A 25,703-nucleotide genomic window follows, 5' to 3' on the forward strand; every position below is an offset into this window, starting at 1 on the left:
CGCTCAGAGCGACTTGTGCTCGGGCCGCGTCTGCGGGTCGGGGTGCGACTGCGGCTGCTGCGGTCCCCAGTACTCCGGCTCCGGGTCGCGGGGGCCGAAGAGCGCCGTGAGCGCGAGGTGCACGATCATCGCCGCCAGCGGCCAGGCCAGCATGGCGGCGGCCGCCATGTTCAGTTCGAGGGGCGCCTCGAAGACGACGTTGGGCCCGACCGACTTCGCGTGGGCGACCACGTCCCGAGCCGGGCCGAAGTAGGTCCCCACGCCCCAGGCGAGCAGCGAGCCGAGGACGCCGCCGAGCGCCAGGCCGAGCACCAGCGGCACCCCGCCCTCGCGGAACAGCAGGAAGACGACGAGCGCGGCGACCGCGCCGAAGGCCAGGGCGATGAGGACGAACGTTCCGTCCGCGCCGATCGCCGACTCGCCCTCGGAGTCGCGGAGGTAGACGCCCTTGCCGTCCGAGATGAGCAGGACGCGCGGCGCCAGCCACAGCCAGAGCAGCCCGAGCAGCGCACCCGCGGCCGCCGAGACGGCGGTCACCACGCCACCCCGCAGGACCTCGGCCGCCGTGATCGGGTCCCCGGCGGGCCCGTGCGGCGGCGGGGGCGGCGGGGGCCAGTCGGAGTCGTGCGGAGGCTGGTGAGGCGGAGTCAGAGGTGCGGTCACCCCGCCATCGTGCCAGGTGTGTCTGTGGCCCGCCTCAGCGGACGGCCGCGCGCCGGTAGGCCCAGGTGGCGACGGCCAGGGACACCACGCCGACCGCCCCGCAGACGGCGAGGTCGAGACCGACCGCGACCCAGTCCGGGTGGGGGTCGAAGGTACGGGCCAGGGCCTCCACGCCGTACGTCGACGGCAGCAGGTCCCGCGCCCAGCCGATCGGCTCCGGCAGCCGCTCGGCCGGGAGCACGCCGAGGAGCAGAGCCGCCGACATGCCGAGCTGGCCGAGGAGCGTGGCCAGCTCCTGCCGGGGGGCGAGGAGTCCGAGGGCGGCCCCGAGCCCGGCGAGCGCCGCCCCGGCGAGCGGGACCACGGCGCCGAGGATCCACAGCTGGCCGAGGGGCAGCCCGAAGAGCACCGAGCCGGCGACCGCGGTGACGACGGTCCCGGGCACGGTGAAGGAGGCGTACGCGCCGGCCGCGCCGAGCACGACGGCGGCCGGCGGCACGGGCAGGGTGGCGTAGTGGTCGAGGCCGCCGCTCGCCCGCAGCTGCCCGAAGTACTGGGCGAGCAGGTTGAGCGCGACGAAGGCGACGACGAGGACGGTGGAGCCGGCCACGACGGCCCGCGCCTCGGAGCCGCCGTCGACGACCCCGCGCATCAGGACCATGATCCCGATCGACTGGAAGGTGGCCACGAAGAGGAGCGGGATGCGGGCCACGCGGGCGCGCGAGAGCTGCGCGCGGTAGACGGCGGCCATGGCCGGCAGCAGCCGGGCGCGCGGGGCGAGCGGCGCCGCGCCGTCCTCGGCGGCCTGCGACCGGACGGAGAGCGCGCCGGTCGGCACCTCGGCGGGCACGGTGCTCACTGCGGACAGCTCCTGACGGTCACGTGCGGAACGTGGGGGGTCGCGGACGAAAGGTCGGGGCTCATGCCTTCACCAGCCCCTCGGACGCGCCGCCCAGCGCGAGGTACACGTCCTCCAGGCTGGGCGTGGCCAGGGTGAAGTCGTCGAGCGCGGCGAAGGCGGCCCCGCCGGTGACGGTGGCGACGGCCTCGCGGGCGGCGTCGGGGGCGAGCCGGAGGCTCCAGCGTCGTCCGGTCTCCTGGGCGAGTCCGCGCAGGGCGGCGACCTCGGGCAGCTGGAGCGGCGGCGCCTCGCGCCAGACCAGCTCGACGCGGACCTCGCCCGCGACGCGCTCCTTGAGCCCGGCCGGGGTGTCGCAGGCGATGACCCGGCCTCGGTCGAGGACGGCGACGCGGTCGAGGACGGTCTCGGCCTCGATGACGTTGTGGGTGACGAGCAGGACGGTGGTGCCGTGCTCGGCGCGCCGCCGGTCGACGGCGGCCCAGACGGCCCGGCGGGCGACGGGGTCCATGCCGGTGGTGGGCTCGTCGAGGACGAGGACGGGGCGGTGACCGACGAGCGCGGTGGCGAAGCAGGCGAGCCGCCGCTGGCCGCCGGAGAGCTTCTTGAGGGGACGGCCGGCGAGCGCGGTGAGGCCGAGCTCCTCCAGGACGGCGTCGCGCTCGGCGCGCGCCGCGTGGGCGCCGAGCCCGCGCAGCCGTCCGGTGGTCTCGGCGGCGAGGGCGACGGTGAGCTCGTCGAGGGCGGTGGACTCCTGGCCGAGGTAGGCGAGGAGCCGGGACGCCCGCTCGGGGTGGCGTACGAGGTCGTGGCCGAGGAGCTCGACGGAGCCGGAGTCGGGGCGCATGAGCCCGGTGAGCTGCCGGACGAGAGTGGACTTGCCCGCTCCGTTGGGTCCGAGCAGCCCGAAGATCTCGCCGCCGCGCACGTCGAGACCGATCCCGTCGGTGGCCCGCACCTCAGGACTCCCCGGCGCACCGCGCCTACCGCGCGTGGCGGGGTACGTCTTGACCAGATCCCGCACCACGCACACCGTACTCACGGGGGAAGAGCCTACGGGGTCCCCGGGCCCGCTCCGGGCGCGGGGGCGTGTTCGGCGGCGGCTCGGACGTCGATCTCGCGCCAGAAGCCGGCCCGGATGGCGTACCGGTCGTGCTCGTCGATCTGGTCGTCCTTGTGGGCGAGCAGGCCGAACCGTGCCGCGTAGCGGAGGAGTTCGCCGTCGATGCGGTGCGGGATGCGGGGGTAGAGAGTGGAGAGCTTCTGGACGTGGCTCTGTTCGGGGAGCCGTTCCATCCAGCGGCGGGCGAACACCTGTCCGACCTCGAAGGGGTCGCCGCCGACGGTGGTGATGTCCTCCTCGCGGTCCGCCCAGCGCTGCTCGGCGCTGGTGAGGAGGGCGAGGGTGGGCAGGGACGCGGTCTCGGCCGGTTCGCCGAGCGCGGAGGTGGCCGGGCGGTCGATCCAGCCCCGGTCGGAGGACCAGCGGAGCGCGCTCGCGCCCTGCGGCACCGGGGCGAGCGGTCCGCCCGGCGCGCCGGGGCCGCGCAGTCCCGCGAGGTCCTTGGGCGTGGGGACGCCCTTGCCCGTGCCGGGGGCGGGGACGCTGTGCGCGTGGCCGTCGGAGGAGGGCGTCTCGGCCGGGGCCGGCCCCCTGCCGTTCCGCGCGGCCGACGCCGCCTCGGCCGCCCGTTCGGCGGAGGCCGCGAGGGCTGCCTCCGGCAGCGGCGCGGAGAGGATCGCGGCGATCTCGGGGCGCGGGGCGGGCGGGGGCGCGCAGATGCCGGTGAGGTCCCTGGCGCGGACGGCCCGGGTGATCCAGGTCCGGTCGAGGACCCGCCGCTCGTCGGCCTCGGCCACGAGGTCCTCGGACTGGTTGTAGTCGCCGTCGGCGGCCTGGACGGCCCACAGGTGGACGGCGACCCCGTGCTCCTTGGCGGACATGAGGCCGGGCAGCAGATCGCCGTCGCCGGTGACGAGCACGATGTCGGAGCAGGCCCTGTTGCGGGCGAGCTCGGTCAGCTCGGTGTGCATGGCCGCGTCGACGCCCTTCTGCGCCCAGCGTCCGTCGCTCCTGGTCAGGGCGCCGAGCCGGACCGTGACCCGGGGCATCACGCGCAGTCTGCGGTGCTCGGGCTGGGGCACCCGGTCGGGTGCGCCGTCGAACCAGTAGATCCGCAGGAGGGGCAGTGCGGTCTCGGCCTCGGCGCGCTCCCGCAGCTGCTGGATGAGCGCGGCGTGGTCGACGGCGATTCTGGAACGGGCCGGCTCCCCGGCGAGGAGACTGGCGGCGGCGCCCAGCAGGTAGCCGGCGTCCACCAGGACGACGCAGCGGTCCACGTGTTCCACCCTCTTTCGGGAACCTCGGGGTCGGACTCGGGGGTCGGAAGGTGCTCGGGGTCTCTTCGTTCTCTTCGCGTTCTTCGTTGCCCTCGAGTCTGCCCGACGGCCGGGGGCTTGACGGTCGGAACTGGATCATCGGCGTGGCGGATATCACGTCCACCCCGGACCTTACGTTCCGTAATGATCCAAAATGCGGCCCATTCTCCCGTGTGTGAGTCTGACAGCGGCCCTGGCCCCTAGGTCCCTTTGAGGAGGCATCATCCCCATGGCCAAGAACCGCAAGCAGGACCGTATGCAGCAGAAGGCGTCGGCAGCAGAGCGTGGCACCCAGCAGGCGCAGCAGTCCGCGATGGAGTCGCAGGCGGAGCAGCGCGCCACCCAGGTGACCCCGGGTGACATGGCACGGAAGGGCCGTCAGAAGCGCTTCGGTCACAACTGACGCGATCGATCGACGGCAAAGGGGCGCGCCCGTGACGACGGGCGCGCCCCTTGCGCGTGTACTGCGGACGCGCCCCGCGCGCGTGCCGTAGGGGGTACGGAGGAGGTCAGCCGGCCAGGCAGGACGGGCCGAGCAGCACCTTCAGGTCGCCGAAGAGGGCGGGGTCGGCCGTCACCCGGTGCCGGTCGAGCCGGAGGACGGTCGTGGTCCGGGGGCCCTGGAGCTTGATCCGCACCTCGGTGTTGCCCTTGTGGTGCTTGAGGATCTCGCCGAGCCTGCTGACCATCGGCGGGGTCACCTTCACCGTCGGGATGGTGAGGATCACCGGGGCGTTGGTCCCGGCGTTGGACAGGTCGGGGACCATCAGTTCCATGGCGACGAGCCGGGGCACGTCCTCGCGCTTGTCGAGGCGTCCCTTGACGAAGACGACCGTGTCCTCGACGAGCTGGGTGGAGACCAGCTGGTAGGTGGCCGGGAAGAACATGCACTCGATGGAGCCGGCCAGGTCCTCGACGGTGGCGATCGCCCAGGCGTTGCCCTGCTTGGTCATCTTGCGCTGGAGGCCCGAGATGATGCCGCCGATGGTGACGACCGCGCCGTCGCTGTGCTCGCCGCCGGTGAGCTGGGAGATCGCCGCGTCCGTCTTGTCGGACAGGACGTGCTCGATGCCGAAGAGCGGGTGGTCGGAGACGTAGAGGCCGAGCATCTCGCGCTCCTGGGCGAGCAGGTAGGACTTCTCCCACTCGACGTCGGAGAACTCGACGTCCAGACCGAAGCCGGGCTCGTCGCTCGTCTCCTCGCCCATGCCGCCGAAGAGGTCGAACTGCCCCTCGGCCTCCTTGCGCTTGACCGCGACCACGTTGTCGATCATCGGTTCGTGGTGGGCGACCATGCCCTTGCGGGTGTGGCCCATCTCGTCGAAGGCGCCGGCCTTGATCAGCGACTCGATGGTCCGCTTGTTGCAGACGACGGCCTCGACCTTGTCGAGGAAGTCCGGGAAGGAGCTGTACTTGCCCTTGGCCTTGCGCGACTTGATGATCGACTCGACGACGTTGGTGCCGACGTTCCGCACGGCGGAGAGGCCGAAGAGGATCACGTCGTCGCCCTGGGCGGCGAAGTTCGACTCGGACTCGTTCACGTTCGGCGGGAGCACCTTGATGCCCATGCGGCGGCACTCGTTGAGGTAGACGGCGGACTTGTCCTTGTCGTCCTTGACCGAGGTGAGCAGACCGGCCATGTACTCGGCGGGGTAGTTCGCCTTGAGATAGGCCGTCCAGTAGGAGACCAGGCCGTACGCGGCGGAGTGCGCCTTGTTGAACGCGTAGCCGGCGAAGGGCACCAGGACGTCCCAGAGCGCCTGGATGGCCTCGTCGCTGTAGCCGTTCTTCTTCGCGCCCTCCTGGAAGATGACGAAGTTCTTCGCCAGCTCCTCGGGCTTCTTCTTGCCCATCACGCGGCGCAGGATGTCGGCCTCGCCGAGCGAGTAGCCGGCGATGATCTGGGCGGCCTTCTGCACCTGCTCCTGGTAGACGATCAGGCCGTAGGTGACCGCGAGCACCTCTTCGAGCGGCTTCTCCAGCTCGGGGTGGATCGGGGTGATCTCCTGCTGCTTGTTCTTGCGCAGGGCGTAGTTCGTGTGCGAGTTCATGCCCATCGGGCCCGGCCGGTACAGGGCGGACACGGCGGAGATGTCTTCGAAGTTGTCGGGCTTCATCAGCCGCAGCAGCGACCGCATGGGCCCGCCGTCGAACTGGAAGACGCCGAGGGTGTCGCCCCGGCAGAGCAGCTCGTACGTCTTGGGGTCGTCCAGCGGCAGGGCCAGCAGGTCGAGCTCGACGCCCTTGTTGGCCTTCACCATCTTGACGGCGTCGTCCATGATCGTGAGGTTCCTGAGGCCCAGGAAGTCCATCTTGATCAGGCCGAGCGACTCGCACTGGGGGTAGTCCCACTGCGTGATGGTGACGCCGTCGGTGTGCCGCACCCAGATCGGGGCGTGCTCGACGATGGGCTCGCTGGACATGATCACGCCGGCCGCGTGCACGCCCATCTGCCGGACCAGGCCCTCGACGCCGCGCGCGGTGTCGATGACCTTCTTGACGTCCGGCTCGTTCTCGTACATCGCGCGGATCTCGCCGGCCTCGCCGTAGCGCGGGTGCGAGGGGTCGGTGATGCCGTTGAGGTCGATGCCCTTGCCGAGGACGTCGGCGGGCATGGCCTTGGTGAGCCGGTCGCCCATGGCGTAGGGGTAGCCGAGGACGCGCGCGGAGTCCTTGATGGCGTTCTTCGCCTTGATCTTGCCGTACGTGCCGATCATGGCGACCTTGTCGGAGCCGTACTTCTCCGTCACGTACCGGATCACCTCGACGCGCCGACGCTCGTCGAAGTCGATGTCGACATCGGGCATCGAGACGCGCTCGGGGTTGAGGAAGCGCTCGAAGATCAGTCCGTGCGGGATCGGGTCGAGGTCGGTGATGCCCATGGCGTACGCGACGATCGAGCCGGCCGCGGAGCCTCGGCCCGGGCCCACGGCGATGCCCTGCTTCTTCGCCCACATGATGAAGTCGGCGACGACGAGGAAGTAGCCGGGGAAGCCCATCGAGATGATGGTGTCCATCTCGTACTCGACCTGCTTCATGCGGTCCTCGGGGATGCCGCCGGGGAACCGGCGGTGCATGCCCCGCATGGTCTCCTCGCGGAACCAACTGACCTCGGTGTACCCCTCCGGGATGTCGAACTTCGGCATGAGGTTCTTCTCGACGAACATGCCGTCGGTGTTGATCTGCTCCGCGACCAGGAGGGTGTTGCGGCAGCCCTCCTGCCAGGCGTCCGAGGAGTCGATGGCGTACATCTCGTCCGTGGACTTGAGGTAGTAGCCGGTGCCGTCGAAGCGGAAGCGGTCCGGGTCGGAGAGGTTCTTGCCGGTCTGGATGCAGAGCAGGGCGTCGTGCGCGGTCGACTCGTGCGCGTACGTGTAGTGCGAGTCGTTCGTGACGAGCGGCGGGATGCCGAGCTTCTTGCCGATCTCCAGGAGTCCGTCGCGGACCCGGCGCTCGATCTCGATGCCGTGGTCCATCAGCTCCAGGAAGTACCGCTCCTTGCCGAAGATGTCCTGGTACTCGGAGGCGGCCTTGAGGGCCTCGTCGAACTGGCCGAGGCGGAGCCGGGTCTGCAGCTCTCCGGAGGGGCAGCCGGTGGAGGCGATGAGCCCCTCGGACCACTGGGAGATGGTCTCCTTGTCCATCCGGGGCCACTTCTGCAGCCAGCCCTCGGCGTACGCGTCGGAGGAGAGCTTGAAGAGGTTGTGGAGTCCGGTGGAGTTCGCCGCCCAGATCGTCTTGTGGGTGTAACCGCCGGAACCGGAGACGTCGTCCCGCTTCTGGTGCGGCTGGCCCCACTGGATCTTGCGCTTGTTGCGCCGGGACTCGGGGGCGACGTACGCCTCGATGCCGATGATCGGGGTGACCCCGGCCTTCTTCGCCGAGTGGAAGAAGTCGTACGCCCCGTGCAGGTTGCCGTGGTCGGACATGGCGATATGGGTCATGCCCATCTCGTTGCACGCGTTGAACATGTCCTTGAGCCGCGCGGCACCGTCCAGCAGCGAGTACTGGGTGTGGACGTGGAGGTGCGTGAAGGGCGGCTTGGTCACGGCGGGGGGCCTCCGGAGAACGGGGGTCGACAGGCTGCGGGCAGTCTGGGGGGACAGCGTGGAAGTCTACGTCTCCGGACTGACAGACGTCGGGCACTCACGGCTAGGGTCGCGCGTTGAGAGACCGGGAACACGTGTCCCATTTGTCGTGAACATTCTCGCATCCCGTCCGGTACCAGGAGGCAGCTCGATGTCGGTCCCCCAGCCCACCGTCGCGGAGCGCGGTGAGCACATCCTCGCCGTCTTCGACACCGCCTTCGGCGAGCTCCTCGCCGCCGACCCCGCGGCCTTCCGCGTCAAGTTCCGGAAGATGGCCGGCTCCGCGTTCGCCTTCTACCGGGGGACGGCCTGCCTCTTCTACTCGGACCTGGAGAAGGAGAGCGCCGGGCGGGCGGGCGGGAGCATCGACGCCGGCCCCTACCTGGACGAGCGCACCGGCCGGGTCTGGATCCACGGCGACCTGCACGCCGAGAACTTCGGCACGTACATGGACGCCACCGGCCGGCTGACCTTCAACGTGAACGACTTCGACGAGGCGTACGTGGGCCCCTTCACCTGGGACCTGAAGCGGCTCGCCGCCTCGCTCGCCCTGATCGGCTACGCGAAGGCGCTCAGCGACGAGCAGATCACCCGGGGGGTCCGGATCTGCGCCGCCGCCTACCGCGAGCGGATCCACGCCCTCGCGACCGGCGCCGGCGAGGACGAGGTGCAGCCCTTCACCCTGGAGACCGCCGAGGGCGCGCTGCTCGGCGCGCTGCGCGCCGCCCGGGCGCAGACCCGCTTCGGGCTGCTCGACTCGATGACGGAGATCCGCGACTTCGAGCGCCGCTTCGCGGCCGGCGGGGGCACGATCGACCTGGACGCGGCCACCCGCTACAAGGTCCTGGCCGCCTTCGACGGCTACCTGGAGACGCTGCCGGAGGCCAGCCTGGTCCGCCCCGACTCGTACCGGGTCAAGGACGTCGTCGGGCGGCGCGGGATCGGCATCGGCTCGGCCGGCCTCCCCTCGTACAACATCCTGCTGGAGGGGCACAGCGACGCCCTGGAGAACGACGTCGTGATCTACATGAAGCAGGCGCAGACCCCGGCGGTCTCCCGGCACGTCGTCGACCCGGCGGTACGGGAGTATTTCCGGCACGAGGGCCACCGCACCGTGATCTCGCAGCGGGCGCTCCAGGCGCACGCCGACCCCTGGCTGGGCTGGGCGGAGCTGGACGGCGCCGGGCAGCTGGTCGCCGAGGTCTCGCCGTACGCGGTGGACCTGGACTGGTCGGACATCGACGACCTCGACGAGATCGCGGCGACCGTCGCGGACCTGGGCCGGGCGACGGCGACCATGCACGCGGCGGCGGACGAGTCGAGCGGGCAGTCGCTGGTGCCGTTCTCGACGGAGCGGGCCATCGACGCGGCGATCGCCGCCGACGAGGAGGGCTTCGCCGACCTGCTCGTGGACTTCGCGCACACGTACGGCGCCCGTGCGCGGGCCGACCACCAGATCTTCGTGGACCTCTTCCGCAACGGCCGGATCCCGGGGCTGTAGCGCGGTGGCCGGAAGGGCCCGCAGGGGCGGTTCACAGGCTGCCTTTAGCGACCCCTTACGGCTCGGCATGGCACACTCCACGACGATGGACATGGCAGGGACGCAGCTGAGGGCGCTGCGGGCGGCGTTCTTCACGGCACTGGTCGTGACGCTGTCCGTGGCGTCCCACGTGCTGCTCTCCGGCGTGCCGCTGCCGCTGGGGACGGTCGTCCCGGTCGCGGCCGGCGTCTTCGCCGTGGCGTACGCGCTGGCCGGCCGTGAGCGCGGGTTCGGCCCGATCGCCGGGCTCCTCGTCCCGCTGGAGCTGGCGGCCGACACGCTGTTCACCAGCGGCCAGGTGGTCTGTTACGGCGCCGCGGGCGGCCCGGTCGCCGGTTCGCTGCGCGCGGTCGGCGTGGAGGTCTTCTGCGGTGGTGCGGTGGGCGCCCCGCTGCCCGGCGTGGCCGCCCCCGAGAGCGGGACCGCGGCCGCCCTGCTCGACTCCCCCGACCCGGCGCTGCCGTGGCTGCTGCTCCTGGCGCACATCGGTGTCGGACTCACGGCGGCGCTCTGGCTGCGCGGCGGGGAGCGGGCGCTGGCCCGGCTGCTCGGCGCGGTGGCCGCCTTCGCGTTCCGGCCGCTGCTGCTCGTGGTGGCCTTCTTCCGCGGTGGCGGTTCGGCTCCGGGCCGGGCCGTCCGGCCCGCGGGACGGCCCCGGTCGTCCCGTGTCCGGCTGCTCGTGCACTCCGTGGGGCGGCGGGGGCCGCCGTTCCCGGGCTTCGCTCTCGTCTGAGCGACCCGGTACAGCGGTTCCCCTCTTCTCTTCCCCACACCTTCACGGAGATCACGATCATGAGCGCACGCAACAGCCAGTCCAACAAGGCCGCCGCCCGCGAGCGGCTGCGCGTCGAGCGCGAGCGGCAGGCGAAGAAGGACCGGGCGCGCCGGCAGCTCGTCGTCGGCGTCTCGGCCGTGGCCGTCCTGGCCGCCGCCGGCGGCATCGGCTACGCGGTGGTGCAGTCGAACAAGCCCACCCAGTGGGAGACGGCCGCGGAGGCGACGACCGTCACGGCCCCGAAGAACACCTCGGGCACGAACGGCACGACGGTCGTCATCGGCAAGTCCTCCGCGAAGAAGACCCTGGAGCTGTACGAGGACTCGCGCTGCCCCGTCTGCGCGACCTTCGAGCAGGGCGTGGGCGCGACGATCGAGAAGGACGTCGAGGCCGGCAAGTACAAGATCAAGTACGTCGGTGCCACCTTCATCGACAACGGCGTCCCCGGCGAGGGCTCGAAGAACGCCCTGTCCGCCCTGGGCGCGGCGCTGAACGTGAGCCCCGAGGCCTTCCTGAAGTTCAAGTCGGCGCTCTACTCGACGGAGTTCCACCCGGAGGAGAACCAGGACAAGTTCGCCAAGGACTCGTACCTCCTGGAGATCGCCGACTCGGTCCCGGCCCTCAAGAGCAACGCCGAGTTCAGGAAGAACGTCGAGAACGGCACGTTCGACGCCTGGGCCATGAAGATGTCCAAGGCCTTCGACGAGAGCGGCGTGCAGGGCACGCCGACGCTGAAGATGGACGGCAAGGCCGTCACCGCGCAGGGCTCCGACAGCCCGCCGATGACCGCCGACCAGTTCACCACGGCGATCGACGCGGCCCTGAAGGCCTGACCCTCGGCACCCGCCCCACCCTTCGCCCGGCCCCGGACCTCCCCTGAGGTCCGGGGCCGGCGACGTACCGGACCTCGCCGACGGCGCCGACGCACGGCCGGCAGTTCGGGTGTGGCGCCGGTGTTCCGAGGGGCGCGGCGCGTCCTGTGGGCGACAAGTCGACGAACTTCCGGAATTCGGCTGCCCAACTGGCCTACCCGTCAGTAATCTGACTGCCCGTGACCAGTCAGTTCATATCTTCTGCCCCCAGTCGTCGCACGGTCGTCAAGGCCGCCGCCGTCACCGCCGTCGCCGCGCCCGCCCTCCTGGGCGCCGCCTCCCCCGCTCTCGCGGACTCCGGGGCACCCGCCTTCCTCCACGGTGTCGCCTCCGGCGACCCGCTGCCCGACGGCGTCCTCCTCTGGACGCGCGTCACCCCCTCCCCCGAGGCCGTCCCCGGCTCCGGCCTCGGCCCGGACGTCACGGTCGGCTGGGAGCTCGCCGAGGACCGCGGCTTCGACCGGACCGTCGCCTCCGGCACGACCACGGCGAGCGCCGCCTCCGACCACACCGTGAAGGCCGACGTGCGGGGCCTGCGCCCCGCGACCGCCTACTGGTTCCGCTTCACCGCGGGCGAGGCCGTCTCCCCGGTCGCCCGCACCCGGACCGCGCCGGCCGCCGACGCCGCCGCCCCCGGGGTCCGCTTCGGCGTGGTCTCCTGCGCGAACTGGGAGTCCGGCCACTTCTCCGCGTACCGCCACCTCGCCGGCCGCGCCGACCTGGACGCCGTCCTCCACCTCGGCGACTACGTCTACGAGTACGCCAGCGGCGTCTACCCCGAGGCGAAGGACACCGTCCGGCAGCACGAGCCGCGCCACGAGATCGTCTCGCTCGCCGACTACCGCACCCGGCACGGGCACTACAAGACCGACGCCGACCTCCAGGCGCTGCACGCCGCCCACCCGGTGGTCGCCATCTGGGACGACCACGAGTTCGCCAACGACGCCTGGACGGGCGGGGCCGAGAACCACACCCCCGGCGCCGAGGGCGAGTGGGCGGCCCGGGTGGCCGCCGCCAAGCAGGCGTACTTCGAGTGGATGCCGGTCCGCACCTCCACCGAGGGCACGGTCTTCCGGCGGCTGCGCTTCGGCAAGCTGGCCGATCTGCACCTGCTCGACCTGCGGACGTTCCGCTCCGCCCCGGCGAAGACCGGCAGCGGCTCGGTCGACGACCCGGAGCGGACGATCGCCGGCCGCGCCCAACTGGACTGGCTCAAGGCCGGTCTCGCGGGCTCGGACGCCACCTGGCAGCTGGTCGGCACCTCGGTGATGATCTCGCCGATCGCCTTCGGCGCCCTGCCCGCCCACCTCCTGGAGCCGCTCGCCGAGCTGATGGGCCTGCCGAAGGAGGGGCTCGCGGTCAACGTCGACCAGTGGGACGGCTTCACCGACGACCGCAAGGAGCTGATCGGGCACCTGACCTCGCGCGCGATCCGCAACACGGTCTTCCTGACCGGCGACATCCACATGGCCTGGGCCAACGACGTGCCGGTGAAGGCGGCGACGTACCCGCTGTCGGCCTCGGCGGCCACCGAGTTCGTCGTCACCTCGGTGAGCTCGGACAACCTGGACGACATGCTGAACGTGGCCCCCGGGACGCTCTCGGTCGTGGCCGCGGGCGCGGTGAAGGCCGCCAACCGCCATGTGAAGTGGGTGGACATGGACCACCACGGCTACGGCGTGCTCGACGTGACATCCGAGCACTCGCAGATGGACTACTACACGGTCTCCGACAAGGCGGATCCGGCCGCGACGACCGCCTGGGCGCGCTCCTACCGGACCAAGAACGGAACGCAGCGTGTCGAGCGGGTGTACCAGCCGGTCCGCTGACCAGTTCCTAACGGCGATTTTCAGCCATGATCTTTCGTGTTAACGGGAGATCACATCGCTACGGCGGGTGGCGAGTTTCGGAGATCGAATCCGGACACACCACCCGCCTCTGGCACTTCATCCGTTACGTCGAGGTCTCAACCTCCGGAATCGGCGCAAGAATTTCTTCCCGATGTACCGAATTGCCCGACGAATGATTGGGCTTGATCACTCCTCAACGACGTCTGACATGGACGCGTAATCTCCGGGCCGTGGCGAGGAAGTTCCTCTCCCACCCTCCCCCACGAGGAGTCACCATGCGTGCTCTTGCCCGTATTTCGCCCCGTATGTCACGTCGTATTTTCGGTACCGCCGTCATGGCCGGAACGCTGGCCCTGGCTCCGCTTTCGGCCCCCGTGGCCACCGGCGCGTCCAGCGCCGCCCTGGCCGGTTCCTCCGCCGAGGAGTGCGTGGACGACCACTCCGACCACGCCGGCGTCTCCAGCGCCCGCAAGGCGCGCGGTGCCGACAGCCACGCCGCCGAGCCCAACGAGCTCTCGGCCGCCAAGGCCAAGGCCATGGACGACGACCTGAAGAAGAAGCTGGCCTCGGCCGCCGTCCAGGGGCGCCTCAGCGCCGCCGCGGACGCCGCCGCCGTGGTCAACATCCCCGTCTACTTCCACGTCATCCACAGCGGCACGACGGGCAAGCTCTCCGCCACCGCCATCAACAACCAGCTGAACGTCCTGAACGCGGCCTACGCCGGCCAGGGCACCGGCAATGTGAACACCAACTTCCAGTTCACGCTGGCCGGTACCGACTACACGGACAACGCCTCCTGGTACAACCTGGCCTCCGGCTCCACCGCCGAGAAGCAGATGAAGCAGACCCTCCGCAAGGGCGGCGCCGGCGCGCTGAACTTCTACACCGCCAACCTGAGCGGCGGCCTCCTCGGCTGGGCGACCTTCCCGTCCTCGTACGCCTCGAACCCGTCCATGGACGGTGTCGTCGTCCTGGACTCCTCGCTGCCGGGCGGCTCTTCGGCCAACTACAACGAGGGTGACACCGCGACCCACGAGGTCGGCCACTGGATGGGCCTCTACCACACCTTCCAGGGCGGCTGCAACGGCGCCGGTGACTCCGTCGCCGACACCCCGGCCGAGAAGAGCCCCGCGTACGAGTGCCCGACCGGCCGTGACTCCTGCGCCTCCAAGGCCGGTGTGGACCCGATCCACAACTTCATGGACTACACGTACGACGCGTGCATGTACCAGTTCACCGCCGGTCAGGTGACCCGGATGAACCAGTTCTGGACCTCGTACCGCGCCGGCTGACCGAGCACGGCTGACACCGGGACACACACCGAGGGCGCGACGGGAGAGACTCCCGCCGCGCCCTCGGGCGTGGTTCCTACAGGCTGTCCAGGAAGGCCAGCGCCACCGACCAGGTCCGCTCGGCCGCCTCCGCGTCCCAGTCGGGCAGCTCCGGGTCCGTGTAGACGTGCCCCGCGCCCCGGTAGCGGTAGATCTCCACGTCCGCCCCGGCCTTGCGCATCTGGAGGTACCAGGACGACAGCCAGTCGTCCGTCTCGAAGGGGTCCGGCTCCGCCACGTGCAGCTGTACGGGCAGCTCGTCGACCGAGGCCGACTCCGCGAGGTCCGAGGTGCCGTGGAACAGCAGCAGCCCACGCGCCTTCTCGTCGCCGAGGGCCAGGGTCTGGGCGATCGAGGCCCCGAGGGACAGGCCCATGTAGACCAGGCCGCGCTCGGAGTACGGGGCGGCGGCCAGGACCGCCCGCTTCAGCAGCTCGTCCTTGCCGACCTCGTCCCGGAGCGCCACGCCCTCCTCGACGGTCCCGACCGTCTTGCCGTCGTACAGGTCCGGCGTCCAGACCTGGTGCCCGGCGGCCCGGAGCCGCTCGGCAGCGGCCTCGACGGAAGGGGTCAGCCCGTAGGCCGAGTGGAAGAGCATGATGTCCATGCGTCCCATCCTGCCACCCGGCCCGGACCGCACCGCTCACCCCGACCGCTCACCCGGACCGCCGGCCGCACCGCTCACCCGGCGCCGGACTCACCGCATGCTCCGCACGTCCAGCTGCCGCAGCACCCGGTCCACCACCTCCGGGTCGGCGCCCGGCTCGCTGCGGGCCGAGAGCACCTCGTGCCGGGCGGCCGACATCAGTTCCCGCTGGATCCGCTGCACCGCCTTGAACCGCTTCGTCCGCTCGACGAACGCGGCCCGGCGCTCCTCGTCGACCATGTCCGGACTGATCCGCGCCCCGATGTCGTACGCCCCGCGCAGCAGCCGCTCCTGGACCTCCTCGGGCAGCTCCTCGACCTCCTCGATCTCCTTGAGCCTGCGCTTGGCCGCCTTCGCGGCCCGGACGGCCAGATCCCGCTCCAGCGCCCGCTCCGCGTCGGCGTCGGCCCGGACCCCGAGCTTCCGGACCAGCCAGGGCAGGGTGAGCCCCTGGAAGACGAGGGTGGTGATGATCACACAGAAGGCGATGAAGACGATCTCGTCGCGGCCCGGGAAGGGCTCGCCGTCGTCGGTACGGAGCGGGATGGCAAGCGCCAGCGCCACAGAGGCCACCCCGCGCATCCCCGCCCACCACATGACGACGGTCTCCCGCCAGCTCATCGGGATCTCCTCGTCGACGTCCCGGCGCGTGTGGAGCCGCTTCGCCAGCCAAGTGGCGGGCAGCAGCCACAGCAGCCGGACCCCGACGACGACGCCGACCACCGCGGCCCCCCAGCCGAGCATCTCCCAGCCGCGCCCCTCGGCCACCCCGAAGACGTGCACGAGCTCCAGACCGATGAGCCCGAAGGCGATGCCGGTGACGAGGGTGTCCACGATCTGCCAGAAGGTCTGTCCGGCGAGCCGGCCCATGACGTCGTCGGCGTCGGCCGAGTGCTCGGCGAGGAAGAGGGCGGTGATCAGGACCGCGAGGACGCCGGAGCCGTGCAGCTCCTCCGCGAGGACGTAGCTCACGAAGGGGACGAGGAGGGTGAGCCCGGTCTGGAGCGTGGCGTCCCCCAGGAGCCCGATGAGCTTGTTGGTGAGCCAGCCGAGCACCAGGCCGAGGACGGTGGCGACCACCGCGGACAGCACGAACTCGCCGATCGCCTCGGGCCAGGAGAAGGAGCCGCTGACCACGGCGGCGATCGCCACGTGGTACAGCACGATCGCGGTGACGTCGTTGAAGAGGCCCTCGCCCTCCAGGATCGACACGAGCCGCCGCGGCAGCCCGAGCGAGCCGGCGACGGCGGTCGCCGCGACCGGGTCGGGCGGCGCGACGAGGGCGCCGAGCGCGATCGCGGCGGCCAGCGAGATGCCGGGCACGAGCGCGTGCGCGACCGCGCCGACGGCGGCGGTGGTCACGAAGACGAGCGCGACCGCGAGCAGGAAGATGGGCCGTCTGTTCGCCGCGAACTGCCGCCAGGACGTGCGCTGCACGGAGGCGTACAGGAGGGGCGGCAGCACCAGCGGGAGGATGAACTCCGGCGGGATCTCGACGGTCGGCACGAACGGCAGGAAGGCCAGCGCGATCCCGACGAGCGTCATCAGGACGGGGGCGGGCAGTCCGAGCCGGTCACCGAGGGGAACGGTGAGCAGGGCGCCGAGCAGCAGCAAGAACAACAGGGCCAATTGATCCACGGACACACCCTGCCACGTATGTCCGTTTTCATAGCAACTGCCCCCCGTGACCGTCCCGACGGAGCCCGGAAGACGGACGCGGTGTCCGGCCCGCCCCGGGGTGGACCTCCGGCCTACAGGGCCCTTCGCATGGCCCGGTGCGGCATGTCGGCGTCCGGGAACTCGGGCCCGTACGCCTCGTAGCCGAGCCGCTCGTAGAAGCCGAGCGCGTGGGTCTGCGCGTGCAGGTCGACGGCGGTCAGACCGCGCTCGCGCGCCGCCTCCTCGATGCCCCGCACGAGGGCCGCGCCGACGCCGAGGCCGCGCGCGGCCTCGGAGACCGCGAGGCGGCCGAGCGAGCCCACCGAGGTGTCGGCGCCGGTCCTGCCGACCGCGTCCGCCCCGAAGAGCAGGCGGCCGGTCCCCAGCGGCAGCCCGTCCTCGCGCACCGCGAGCACGTGCACGGCGGTCGCGTCGTACGTGTCGTACTCCAGCTCCTGCGGAACGCCCTGCTCCACCACGAAGACCTCACGGCGGACCGCGAAGCAGGCCTCGCGGTCCTCGGGGCCGAGCGCCTCGCGGACGCTGTACGCGGTGGTCACCGGCTCTCCGAGGCGATCCGGTCCAGGGCCTTCTGGAGGTCCTCGGGGTAGGTGCTGGAGAACTCGACCCACGAGCCGTCGCCGGGGTGCTCGAAGCCGAGGCGGACGGCGTGCAGCCACTGCCGCGTCAGGCCGAGGCGCTTGGCGAGCGTCGGGTCGGCGCCGTAGGTGAGGTCACCGACGCAGGGGTGGCGGTGGGCGGACATGTGCACCCGGATCTGGTGGGTGCGGCCCGTCTCCAGCTTGATGTCGAGCAGCGAGGCCGAGCGGTACGCCTCGATGAGGTCGTAGTGCGTGACGGAGGGCTTGCCCTCGGCGGTGACGGCCCACTTGTAGTCGTGGTTCGGGTGCCGGCCGATCGGTGCGTCGATGGTGCCGCTCATCGGGTCGGGGTGGCCCTGGACCAGCGCGTTGTAGCGCTTGTCGACCGTGCGCTCCTTGAACTGGCGCTTGAGCGAGGTGTACGCGTACTCGGACTTGGCGACCACCATCAGGCCGGAGGTGCCGACGTCGAGGCGGTGCACGATGCCCTGGCGCTCGGCGGCGCCGGAGGTGGAGATGCGGTAGCCGGCGGCGGCGAGGCCGCCGATGACCGTGGTGCCGGTCCAGCCGGGGCTGGGGTGCGCGGCGACGCCGACCGGCTTCATGATCACGACGATGTCGTCGTCGTCGTGGACGATCTCCATGCCCTCGACGGGCTCGGCGACGATCTGCACGGGCGCGGGCGCCCCGGGCATCTCGACCTCGAGCCACGCGCCGCCGCTGACCCGCTCGGACTTGCCGACGACGGAGCCGTCGACCTGGACCTTGCCTGCGGCGGCCAGCTCGGCCGCCTTCGTGCGGGAGAACCCGAACATCCGGGCGATGGCGGCGTCGACGCGCTCGCCCTCCAGGCCATCGGGAACGGGCAGCGTGCGGATCTCGGGACTCGTACTCACCCGTCGAGTATGCCTTGCGCGGGAGGTGATCCGTACGGGCCGGGCTCCCGGCCGGGCCCCACCGGGCCCGGCGGACGACCCCGCCCGGCCCTGTGGGCGGTCCCGCCCGGTCCCCGTCAGTCCTTGTGGACGGTCCCGTCCGGGTCCACGCCCCGGAAGGACAGGATCACGATGAGGATGCCGCCGCAGACGATCGCCGAGTCGGCGAGGTTGAAGACGGCGAAGTGCGCGGGGGCGATGAAGTCCACGACCGCGCCCTCGAAGACGCCCGGCGAGCGGAAGATCCGGTCCGTGAGGTTGCCGAGCGCCCCGCCGAGCAGCAGACCGAGGGCGATGGCCCAGGGCAGGCTGTAGAGCTTCCGCGCCAGCCGGAAGATCACGATGATCACGACCGCGGCGATGCAGGTGAAGACGATCGTGAAGGCCTCGCCCATGCCGAAGGCCGCGCCCGGGTTCCGGATCGCGTCGAGGCGCAGCAGGTCCCCGATCAGCGGGATGGCCTCGCGGCCCTCCAGCTTGGCGACCACCAGCATCTTGCTGCCCAGGTCGAGCAGGTAGGCCAGCACGGCCACCACGAGCAGCGCGACGATCCTGCGCCTGCCCCTGGGCTGCTCCTCGGGAGCGGCCGTGCCGTCGTCGGAGGCCGCCGACTCGTCGGCCCCTGCTGAATCCGGCGTACCGATGATGCGCTCCGCCTCTGCCACGTGAGTGAGTCCCTCGACCTCGATGCCTGACCGTGCCCCGAGGGTACGGCACAGGCGTACGAGACCGTCAGCCGCGCCGCTCCTGGCGCTGCTTGTCCTCCACGCAGAGGGTGGCCCGGGGGAAGGCCTGCATCCGCGCCTTGCCGATGGGCTTCCCACACACCTCGCAAAGGCCGTAGGTGCCCGCGTCGAGCCGTTCCAGGGCGTGCTCGGTCTGCTCCAGCATCTCCCGGGCGTTCGCGGCGAGCGCGAGCTCGTGCTCGCGGGTGATGTTCTTGGTGCCGGTGTCGGCCTGGTCGTCGCCCGCGCCGTCGCCCGAGTCCCGCATGAGGCCGGTGAGCTCCTCCCGCGAGTGGACGAGCTCGCTGCGCAGCCGCAGGACCTCCGCCTGGAGCGAGCTGCGGGCCTCCTCGACCTCCTCCGGCGTCCAGGGGTCCTCGCCGGGGCGGACCGCGAGCTCCCCGGTACGGGCCGAGGGCACCGCGGCCTCGTCCTCGGCCGTCGTCACGCCACCCGCGGTCTTCTTCGCTGCCACCGTCCTGGCTCCTGTCTGCTTCTTCGCGGCGGTCGCCTTCCTGGCGGCCGTCCTCCTCGCCGCGGCCTTCCTGGCCGGGGCGTGCGCGGCGGGGGTCTCCTCGGCGGCCTCCGCGGCCCCGGCCGCCGTCTCCGCCGTCTTCCGGGCAGGGGCCGCCGTACCCGTCTTCTTCGCCGCGGCCTTGCCGCCGACCGCCTTCCGGGCGGCGGTCGACCTCTTCCCGGCCACGTCCTTGCCGTCCACGGCCGTCGCACCGGTGGAATCGGCGGTCGCGGACTTCTTCGCGGCGGTCTTCTTCGCCACCATGTCGCGGCCCCTTCACATTTTGTGATCTTGCTCGCGAATCGTGCTGGGACGATAAATCGGCCCAGGGCCCGCGGCAACGGGGCACGCCGCCGTTCCCACCCGCCCCCGCTCCCCACGGGGCGGGCCTGCCTCCGTTGTGCCCAGCTCCCCGCCCGGTAATCCGCCCCACCCCTCCCCCACATGGCCGCAGGGGAACTCCGCCCCGCTTCGTATGGCCATTCGGGTGGCGGTACGGGTGCCCTTCAGGGGTGCGGGAAAACGGGTCGGCCACCCCCCGTCGCGGCCCGTACACTGGGCACAGCGAAAGGCTTGGATGGGGACGAGTAGCGTCGTACGCAGCCATGAGCGACCCGGGGACGGTGAGAGCCCGGGGGCGAGCCCGATGTGAAGCATCACCCCGGAGCCGTCGGAAGAAAGCCGTGCGAGAGCGCGGCGACTAGACCCGGCGTCGCGACCCCAATGAGGGGGCTCAGGGCGCGCGTGGCTGCCCGGGGCCAAGGAGGGTGGTACCGCGGGAGCAGCGCTCTCGTCCCTCCGACGGAACGACGACAGTCCGCCGGAGGAATCTCGATGACACCGCCGCAGTACCGCCAGGTGCCCGCCCAGGTCGACCTGCCCGCGCTGGAGCACGACGTGCTCGACTTCTGGCGCGACAACAAGGTCTTCGCGAAGACCCTGGAGCAGTCCGAGGGACGCCCCGAGTGGGTGTTCTACGAGGGCCCGCCCACCGCGAACGGCATGCCCGGCGCGCACCACATCGAGGCCCGCGTCTTCAAGGACGTCTTCCCCCGCTTCCGGACCATGCGCGGCTACCACGTGGCCCGCAAGGCCGGCTGGGACTGCCACGGCCTGCCGGTCGAGCTCGCCGTCGAGAAGGAGCTCGGCTTCTCCGGCAAGAAGGACATCGAGGCCTACGGCATCGCCGAGTTCAACGACAAGTGCCGCGAGTCGGTGACCCGCCACACGGACGCCTTCGCCGAGCTGACGACCCGCATGGGCTACTGGGTCGACCTGGACGACGCGTACCGGACCATGGACCCCTCGTACATCGAGTCGGTCTGGTGGTCGCTGAAGCAGATCTTCGACAAGGACCTGCTGGTCCAGGACCACCGGGTCGCCCCCTGGTGCCCGCGCTGCGGCACCGGTCTCTCCGACCACGAGCTGGCCCAGGGCTACGAGACGGTCGTCGACCCGTCGGTCTACGTCCGCTTCCCGCTCACGTCCGGCCCCCTCGCGGGCAAGGCGGCGCTCCTGGTCTGGACGACGACCCCGTGGACCCTGGTGTCCAACACGGCGGTCGCCGCCCACCCCGAGGTGACCTACGTCGTCGCGACCGACGGCGACGAGCGGGTCGTCGTCGCGCAGCCTCTCCTGGAGAAGGCGCTCGGCGAGGGCTGGGTGACCACCGGCGAGTCCTTCACGGGCGCCGAGATGGAGCGCTGGACCTACCAGCGCCCCTTCGAGCTGGTCGACTTCCCGGCCGAGGCCCACTACGTGGTCAACGCCGAGTACGTGACGACCGAGGACGGTACGGGTCTGGTCCACCAGTCCCCCGCCTTCGGTGAGGACGACCTCAAGGTCTGCAAGGCGTACGGCCTGCCGGTCGTGAACCCGGTCCGCCCCGACGGCACCTTCGAGGAGGACGTGCCGCTGGTCGGCGGCGTCTTCTTCAAGAAGGCCGACGAGGCGCTCACCGCCGACCTGGACGCGCGCGGCCTGCTCTTCCGCCACATCGCGTACGAGCACAGCTACCCGCACTGCTGGCGCTGCCACACGGCGCTGCTCTACTACGCGCAGCCGTCCTGGTACATCCGCACGACGGCGGTCAAGGACCGCATGCTCGCGGAGAACGAGCGGACGAACTGGTTCCCGGACTCGGTCAAGCACGGCCGCTTCGGCGACTGGCTGACCAACAACGTCGACTGGGCGCTCTCCCGGAACCGCTACTGGGGCACCCCGCTGCCGATCTGGCGCTGCGAGGACGACCACCTCACCTGTGTCGGCTCCCGCGCCGAGCTCACCGAGCTGACGGGCACCGACCAGTCGGAGCTCGACCCGCACCGCCCGTACATCGACGCGGTGACCTTCGGCTGCCCCACGGAGGGCTGCTCGCTGGAGGCCACCCGGGTGCCGGAGGTCATCGACGCCTGGTACGACTCGGGCTCGATGCCGTTCGCGCAGTACGGCTACCCGTACCGGAACAAGGAACTCTTCGAGTCCCGCTACCCGGCGCAGTTCATCTCCGAGGCCATCGACCAGACCCGCGGCTGGTTCTACACGCTGATGGCGGTCGGCACGCTGGTCTTCGACAAGTCGTCCTACGAGAACGTGGTCTGCCTGGGCCACATCCTCGCCGAGGACGGCCGGAAGATGTCCAAGCACCTGGGCAACATCCTCCAGCCGATCCCGCTCATGGACCAGCACGGCGCCGACGCGGTCCGCTGGTTCATGGCGGCCGGCGGCTCGCCGTGGGCGGCGCGCCGGGTGGGCCACGGCACGATCCAGGAGGTCGTCCGCAAGACGCTCCTGACGTACTGGAACACGGTCGCCTTCCAGGCTCTGTACGCCCGTACGTCCGGCTGGGCGCCGAGCGCCGCGGACCCGGCCCCGGCCGACCGCACGGTCCTCGACCGCTGGCTCCTCTCCGAGCTGAACACCCTGGTCGCCGAGACGACCGAGGCGATGGAGTCCTACGACACCCAGCGCACCGGCAAGCTGGTCTCGGCCTTCGTCGACGACCTCTCCAACTGGTACGTGCGCCGCTCGCGCCGCCGCTTCTGGCAGGGCGACAAGGCGGCCCTGCGGACCCTCCACGACGTGATCGAGACGGTCACGCGCCTGATGGCCCCGCTGACCCCGTTCATCACGGAGCGGGTCTGGCAGGACCTGGTGGTGCCGGTGAGCCCGGACGCCCCCGAGTCGGTCCACCTCGCCACCTGGCCGGAGGCGGACGCCGCCCTGATCGACCGGACCCTCTCCGAGCAGATGCTGCTGGTACGCCGTCTGGTGGAGCTGGGCCGGGCCACGCGCGCGGAGTCGGGCGTCAAGACCCGCCAGCCGCTGTCCCGGGCCCTGGTGGCGGCGACGGGCTTCGCGGCCCTCTCCGCGGACCTCCAGGCCCAGATCACGGAGGAGCTCAACGTCTCCTCCCTGGCCTCCCTCTCCGAGGTCGGCGGCTCGCTCGTCGACACGACGGCGAAGGCCAACTTCCGGGCCCTGGGCAAGCGCTTCGGCAAGGGCGTCCAGGACGTGGCGAAGGCGGTCGCGGCGGCGGACGCGGCGGCGCTGTCGCTGGCCCTCCGCTCGGGCGAGGCGACGCTCTCGGTGAACGGTGAGGACATCACCGTCACCCCCGAGGAGATCATCATCACGGAGACCCCCCGCGAGGGCTGGTCGGTGGCCTCCGACGCGGGCGCGACCGTCGCGCTCGACCTGGAGATCACCCCGGAGCTGCGCCGCGCCGGTCTCGCCCGCGACGCGATCCGCCTGATCCAGGAGGCCCGCAAGAACAGCGGCCTGGACGTGGCGGACCGGATCGCCCTGCGCTGGACGTCGACCTCCCCGGAGACGACGGAGGCGCTGGCGGCCCACGCCGGGCTCATCGCGGACGAGGTCCTCGCGACGGACCACGCCGAAGGCGAGGCGGACGCCACGTACGGCACCCCGTTCACGGACGACTCCCTCGCCCTGACGTTCCGCCTCCGCAAGGCGTAACACCCACCCCAAAAGGCCCGGCCCCCGAAAGGGGGCCGGGCCTTTGCGTTCCCCCACCCCGCCCCTTCCCGAAACCTTGCCGGGGGCGGGTGGGGGTGTCGCGGCGCGCCCAGAGGGCGGGGCCGAGCCCCACCTGCCCGGGGTCCGGGGCAGCGCCCAGGGTCTGGCGCAGCGCCAGAGGTCCGGGGCGGAGCCCCATGTCCCGCCCGAGGTCCGAGGGCCGGGGGCCGGAGACCGAGGTCCGGGGCCGGGGGCCGGGGCCGGGGTCCGGGGCCGGGGGCCGGGACCCGAGGTCCGGGGCCGGGGGCCGGGGCCGGGGGCCGGGGCCGGGGGCCGGGGCCGGGGGCCGGGGGCCGGGGCCGGGGGCCGGGCCCGAGGTCCGGGGCCGGGGGCCGGGCCCGAGGTCCGGGGCCGGGGGCCGGGCCCGAGGTCCGGGGCCGGGGGCCGGGGCGGAGCCCGAGAACCTGCTCGGGCTCCGGGGCAGCGCCCCGTGTCCCGCACGAGGTCCGGGGGCCTGGCCCCACCTGCCCGGGGCCCGGGGCGAAGCCCCGTGTCTTGGTCGGGGTCCGGGGCAGTGCCCCGGTTTCGGGAAGGGGCGGGGTGGGGGATCGCCCGCCGCAGGCGCCCACCGCCGGCCGCACCCGCAGCCCGCCCTCCCCGCGTGCGGGCCCGTGCCCGTCTGCCGCCCCGCCCGTGTCGGCCGCGCCGCGGGGTGCCCCTGCCGGGTACGGCGAAGGGCCGGGCCCCGGTGTTACCCGGGGCCCGGCCCTTGCAGCCTGCCGACGGCTACGCGCTCATCGCGCGACCGCCCGCCGTCAGTTGTCGTCCTCGTCGATCAGGAAGCCCCGCATCGGCGCCGGCGCCTGCTGCATCGGCTGGGGAGCCTGCGGCCGGACCGGAGCCATCGGCTGGGTCATGGCCGGGGACATCTGCTGCTGACCGCCGTACGAGGGCGCACCGCCCATGGACGGCGCGCCGCCCATGCCGCCGTTGCCGCCGTAGGACGGGGCGCTCGCGCCGGCCGAGGCCATCGAGGGCGCCGGCGGCAGCGAGGCCGTCGCCGGGGTCCGCGGCGGAGCCAGCGAGTCGTCGGCCTGGGTCTCCAGCTGACGCAGCTGCGACTCCAGGTACGACTTCAGGCGCGTGCGGTACTCGCGCTCGAAGCCGCGCAGGTCCTCGACCTTGCGCTCCAGCGTGGCGCGGGCGGACTCCAGGGAGCCCATCGCGACGCGGTGCTTCTCCTGCGCGTCCCGCTCAAGAGCGTCCGCCTTGGCGCGGGCGTCCCGCTCCAGGCCCTCGGCGCGGGAGCGCGCCTCGCCGACGATCTTGTTGGCCTCGGAGCGGGCCTCGGCGATCGCCTGGTCGGCGGTCTGCTGGGCCAGCGAGAGGACACGCGCGGCGCTGTCGCCGCCCGGGGCCTGCGGAGGCTGCTGCTGCATCTGCTGCTGCGGGTGACCCATGGGGCCGCCCTGCATCGGGCCGGGACCCATCGGTCCACCCTGCATGGGGCCACCCTGCATCGGGCCGGGGCCCATGGGCCCGCCCTGCATGGGGCCGCCCTGCATGGGGCCGGCGGGAAGCTGGGGGGCACCGGAAGGCAGCTGCGGCGGGCCCATCTGCGGCGGCTGCTGCTGGACCGGCGGTCCGGATATGGCCGCGGGCACGGGGGCGCCGGGACCGACGGGACGATCCTGCGGCTCCGGGGGCTTGCGCATGCCCTGCTGCTGCTGGTTCTGCGCGGCGGCACGCGTCGCGGCGGCCAGCTTGGCGCGCAGGTCCTCGTTCTCGCGGAGCAGGCGGGTCAGCTCGGCCTCGACCTCGTCGAGGAAGGCATCGACCTCGTCCTCGTCATAGCCTTCTCGGAGGCGGACGGTCGTGAACTGCTTGTTCCGCACGTCCTCGGGGGTCAGCGCCATCTCTTCTTCACCTCTACGTAGTCGTCGGCAGTCGGCAAGACCGTATCGTCCACTTTCACCTTCACCCGGCGAACCTGCTCACGAGGGAGATCAGGATGTAGACGATGATCATCAGAACGAAGAAGGACAGGTCGAGTGCCACGCCCCCGAGACGCAGCGGCGGGATGAGCCGCCGCAGAAGCTTGAGCGGTGGATCGGTGACAGTGTAGGTGGCCTCCAGAACGACCACCATCGCCTTACCGGGTTGCCATGAACGCGCGAACTGGAAGACGTAGTCCATGACCAGCCGGACGATCAGGAGGACGAGGAAGCACATCAGCACGATGTAGACCACCTGTAGTGCGACGCCCATCCCGCGTTTCCCTCTC

20 protein-coding genes are annotated in these 25,703 nt (G+C 71.8%); 7 read left to right on the top strand and 13 right to left on the bottom strand.

The genetic code is table 11. The features are described 5' to 3' along the window. Positions 1-3 precede the first annotated feature (3 nt). The 4 genes from ACF08F_RS04285 to ACF08F_RS04300 all read right to left on the bottom strand — a co-directional run bounded on the left by ACF08F_RS04285 (position 4) and on the right by ACF08F_RS04300 (position 3,871). Positions 4-663, bottom strand: coding sequence for a DUF2567 domain-containing protein (locus ACF08F_RS04285; RefSeq protein ID WP_392296962.1), 660 nt, complete (start codon positions 661-663; stop codon positions 4-6). A gap of 34 nt (positions 664-697) precedes the next feature. Continuing rightward, complete coding sequence (locus ACF08F_RS04290; protein ID WP_392296963.1) at positions 698-1,522, bottom strand: ABC transporter permease; 825 nt, start codon at positions 1,520-1,522, stop codon at positions 698-700. A 61-nt stretch (positions 1,523-1,583) separates the two neighbouring features. After that, a complete protein-coding gene (locus ACF08F_RS04295; RefSeq protein WP_392297320.1) occupies positions 1,584-2,555 on the bottom strand; it encodes an ABC transporter ATP-binding protein in 972 nt (323 codons plus the stop codon). A gap of 20 nt (positions 2,556-2,575) precedes the next feature. Further along, positions 2,576-3,871 carry an NYN domain-containing protein gene (locus tag ACF08F_RS04300; RefSeq protein ID WP_392296964.1) on the bottom strand — a complete coding sequence of 432 codons (1,296 nt, stop codon included), beginning with the start codon at positions 3,869-3,871 and terminating at the stop codon, positions 2,576-2,578. Between the two features lie 259 nt (positions 3,872-4,130). Here ACF08F_RS04300 and ACF08F_RS04305 point away from each other — a divergent pair, with 259 nt between their 5' ends. Then, positions 4,131-4,304 (top strand): hypothetical protein, encoded by a 174-nt coding sequence (locus ACF08F_RS04305; protein ID WP_190622960.1) that lies wholly within the window; start codon positions 4,131-4,133, stop codon positions 4,302-4,304. A gap of 106 nt (positions 4,305-4,410) precedes the next feature. Here the strand turns inward: ACF08F_RS04305 and dnaE are convergent, their stop codons facing one another. Beyond that, the gene (dnaE, locus tag ACF08F_RS04310) at positions 4,411-7,950 is read right to left on the bottom strand and encodes a DNA polymerase III subunit alpha (RefSeq protein WP_392296965.1); all 3,540 of its coding nucleotides are present in this window, start codon (positions 7,948-7,950) and stop codon (positions 4,411-4,413) included. 190 nt (positions 7,951-8,140) lie between these two features. Here dnaE and ACF08F_RS04315 point away from each other — a divergent pair, with 190 nt between their 5' ends. The 5 genes from ACF08F_RS04315 (at position 8,141) to ACF08F_RS04335 (ending at position 14,318) form a co-directional block, all read left to right on the top strand. Beyond that, positions 8,141-9,490: a DUF2252 domain-containing protein gene (locus tag ACF08F_RS04315; protein ID WP_392296966.1), complete on the top strand. Its 1,350-nt coding sequence runs from the start codon at positions 8,141-8,143 to the stop codon at positions 9,488-9,490. An 85-nt stretch (positions 9,491-9,575) separates the two neighbouring features. Beyond that, a complete protein-coding gene (locus ACF08F_RS04320) occupies positions 9,576-10,262 on the top strand; it encodes a hypothetical protein (protein WP_392296967.1) in 687 nt (228 codons plus the stop codon). Positions 10,263-10,321: 59 nt separating this feature from the next. Beyond that, positions 10,322-11,137 carry a DsbA family protein gene (locus ACF08F_RS04325; RefSeq protein WP_392296968.1) on the top strand — a complete coding sequence of 272 codons (816 nt, stop codon included), beginning with the start codon at positions 10,322-10,324 and terminating at the stop codon, positions 11,135-11,137. A 218-nt stretch (positions 11,138-11,355) separates the two neighbouring features. Then, complete coding sequence (locus tag ACF08F_RS04330; RefSeq protein ID WP_392296969.1) at positions 11,356-13,005, top strand: alkaline phosphatase D family protein; 1,650 nt, start codon at positions 11,356-11,358, stop codon at positions 13,003-13,005. Between the two features lie 356 nt (positions 13,006-13,361). Next, positions 13,362-14,318 carry a zinc metalloprotease gene (locus ACF08F_RS04335; protein WP_392296970.1) on the top strand — a complete coding sequence of 319 codons (957 nt, stop codon included), beginning with the start codon at positions 13,362-13,364 and terminating at the stop codon, positions 14,316-14,318. Between the two features lie 76 nt (positions 14,319-14,394). Here the strand turns inward: ACF08F_RS04335 and ACF08F_RS04340 are convergent, their stop codons facing one another. From ACF08F_RS04340 to ACF08F_RS04365, 6 genes are all read right to left on the bottom strand, one after another. Then, a complete protein-coding gene (locus tag ACF08F_RS04340; protein ID WP_392296971.1) occupies positions 14,395-14,964 on the bottom strand; it encodes a dienelactone hydrolase family protein in 570 nt (189 codons plus the stop codon). Positions 14,965-15,054: 90 nt separating this feature from the next. Continuing rightward, a complete protein-coding gene (locus ACF08F_RS04345; RefSeq protein ID WP_392296972.1) occupies positions 15,055-16,641 on the bottom strand; it encodes a Na+/H+ antiporter in 1,587 nt (528 codons plus the stop codon). A 113-nt stretch (positions 16,642-16,754) separates the two neighbouring features. Next, on the bottom strand, positions 16,755-17,222 hold the full coding sequence (locus tag ACF08F_RS04350) for a GNAT family N-acetyltransferase (protein ID WP_392296973.1): 468 nt from the start codon (positions 17,220-17,222) through the stop codon (positions 16,755-16,757). Further along, positions 17,219-18,160 (bottom strand): RluA family pseudouridine synthase, encoded by a 942-nt coding sequence (locus tag ACF08F_RS04355; RefSeq protein ID WP_392296974.1) that lies wholly within the window; start codon positions 18,158-18,160, stop codon positions 17,219-17,221. The genes ACF08F_RS04350 and ACF08F_RS04355 overlap by 4 nt, the downstream gene beginning before the upstream one ends. 116 nt (positions 18,161-18,276) lie before the next feature. Beyond that, positions 18,277-18,864, bottom strand: coding sequence for a signal peptidase II (gene lspA, locus ACF08F_RS04360; protein ID WP_392296975.1), 588 nt, complete (start codon positions 18,862-18,864; stop codon positions 18,277-18,279). A gap of 67 nt (positions 18,865-18,931) precedes the next feature. Next, positions 18,932-19,705, bottom strand: coding sequence for a TraR/DksA family transcriptional regulator (locus ACF08F_RS04365; RefSeq protein WP_392296976.1), 774 nt, complete (start codon positions 19,703-19,705; stop codon positions 18,932-18,934). A 570-nt stretch (positions 19,706-20,275) separates the two neighbouring features. On the opposite strand from ACF08F_RS04365, the gene ileS reads away from it, so the two are divergent. Continuing rightward, entirely contained in the window at positions 20,276-23,419 is a 3,144-nt protein-coding gene (gene ileS / locus ACF08F_RS04370) for an isoleucine--tRNA ligase (RefSeq protein ID WP_392296977.1), read from the top strand. A gap of 815 nt (positions 23,420-24,234) precedes the next feature. Here ileS and ACF08F_RS04375 read toward each other — a convergent pair. Together ACF08F_RS04375 and ACF08F_RS04380 are read right to left on the bottom strand one after the other, a co-directional pair. Continuing rightward, the gene (locus ACF08F_RS04375) at positions 24,235-25,335 is read right to left on the bottom strand and encodes a DivIVA domain-containing protein (RefSeq protein WP_392296978.1); all 1,101 of its coding nucleotides are present in this window, start codon (positions 25,333-25,335) and stop codon (positions 24,235-24,237) included. Positions 25,336-25,396: 61 nt separating this feature from the next. Then, positions 25,397-25,687: a YggT family protein gene (locus ACF08F_RS04380; RefSeq protein WP_055644055.1), complete on the bottom strand. Its 291-nt coding sequence runs from the start codon at positions 25,685-25,687 to the stop codon at positions 25,397-25,399. Between the last annotated feature and the right edge of the window lie 16 nt (positions 25,688-25,703).

It is taken from the genome of Streptomyces sp. NPDC015130, from assembly GCF_043080005.1.
Classification (GTDB): domain Bacteria; phylum Actinomycetota; class Actinomycetes; order Streptomycetales; family Streptomycetaceae; genus Streptomyces.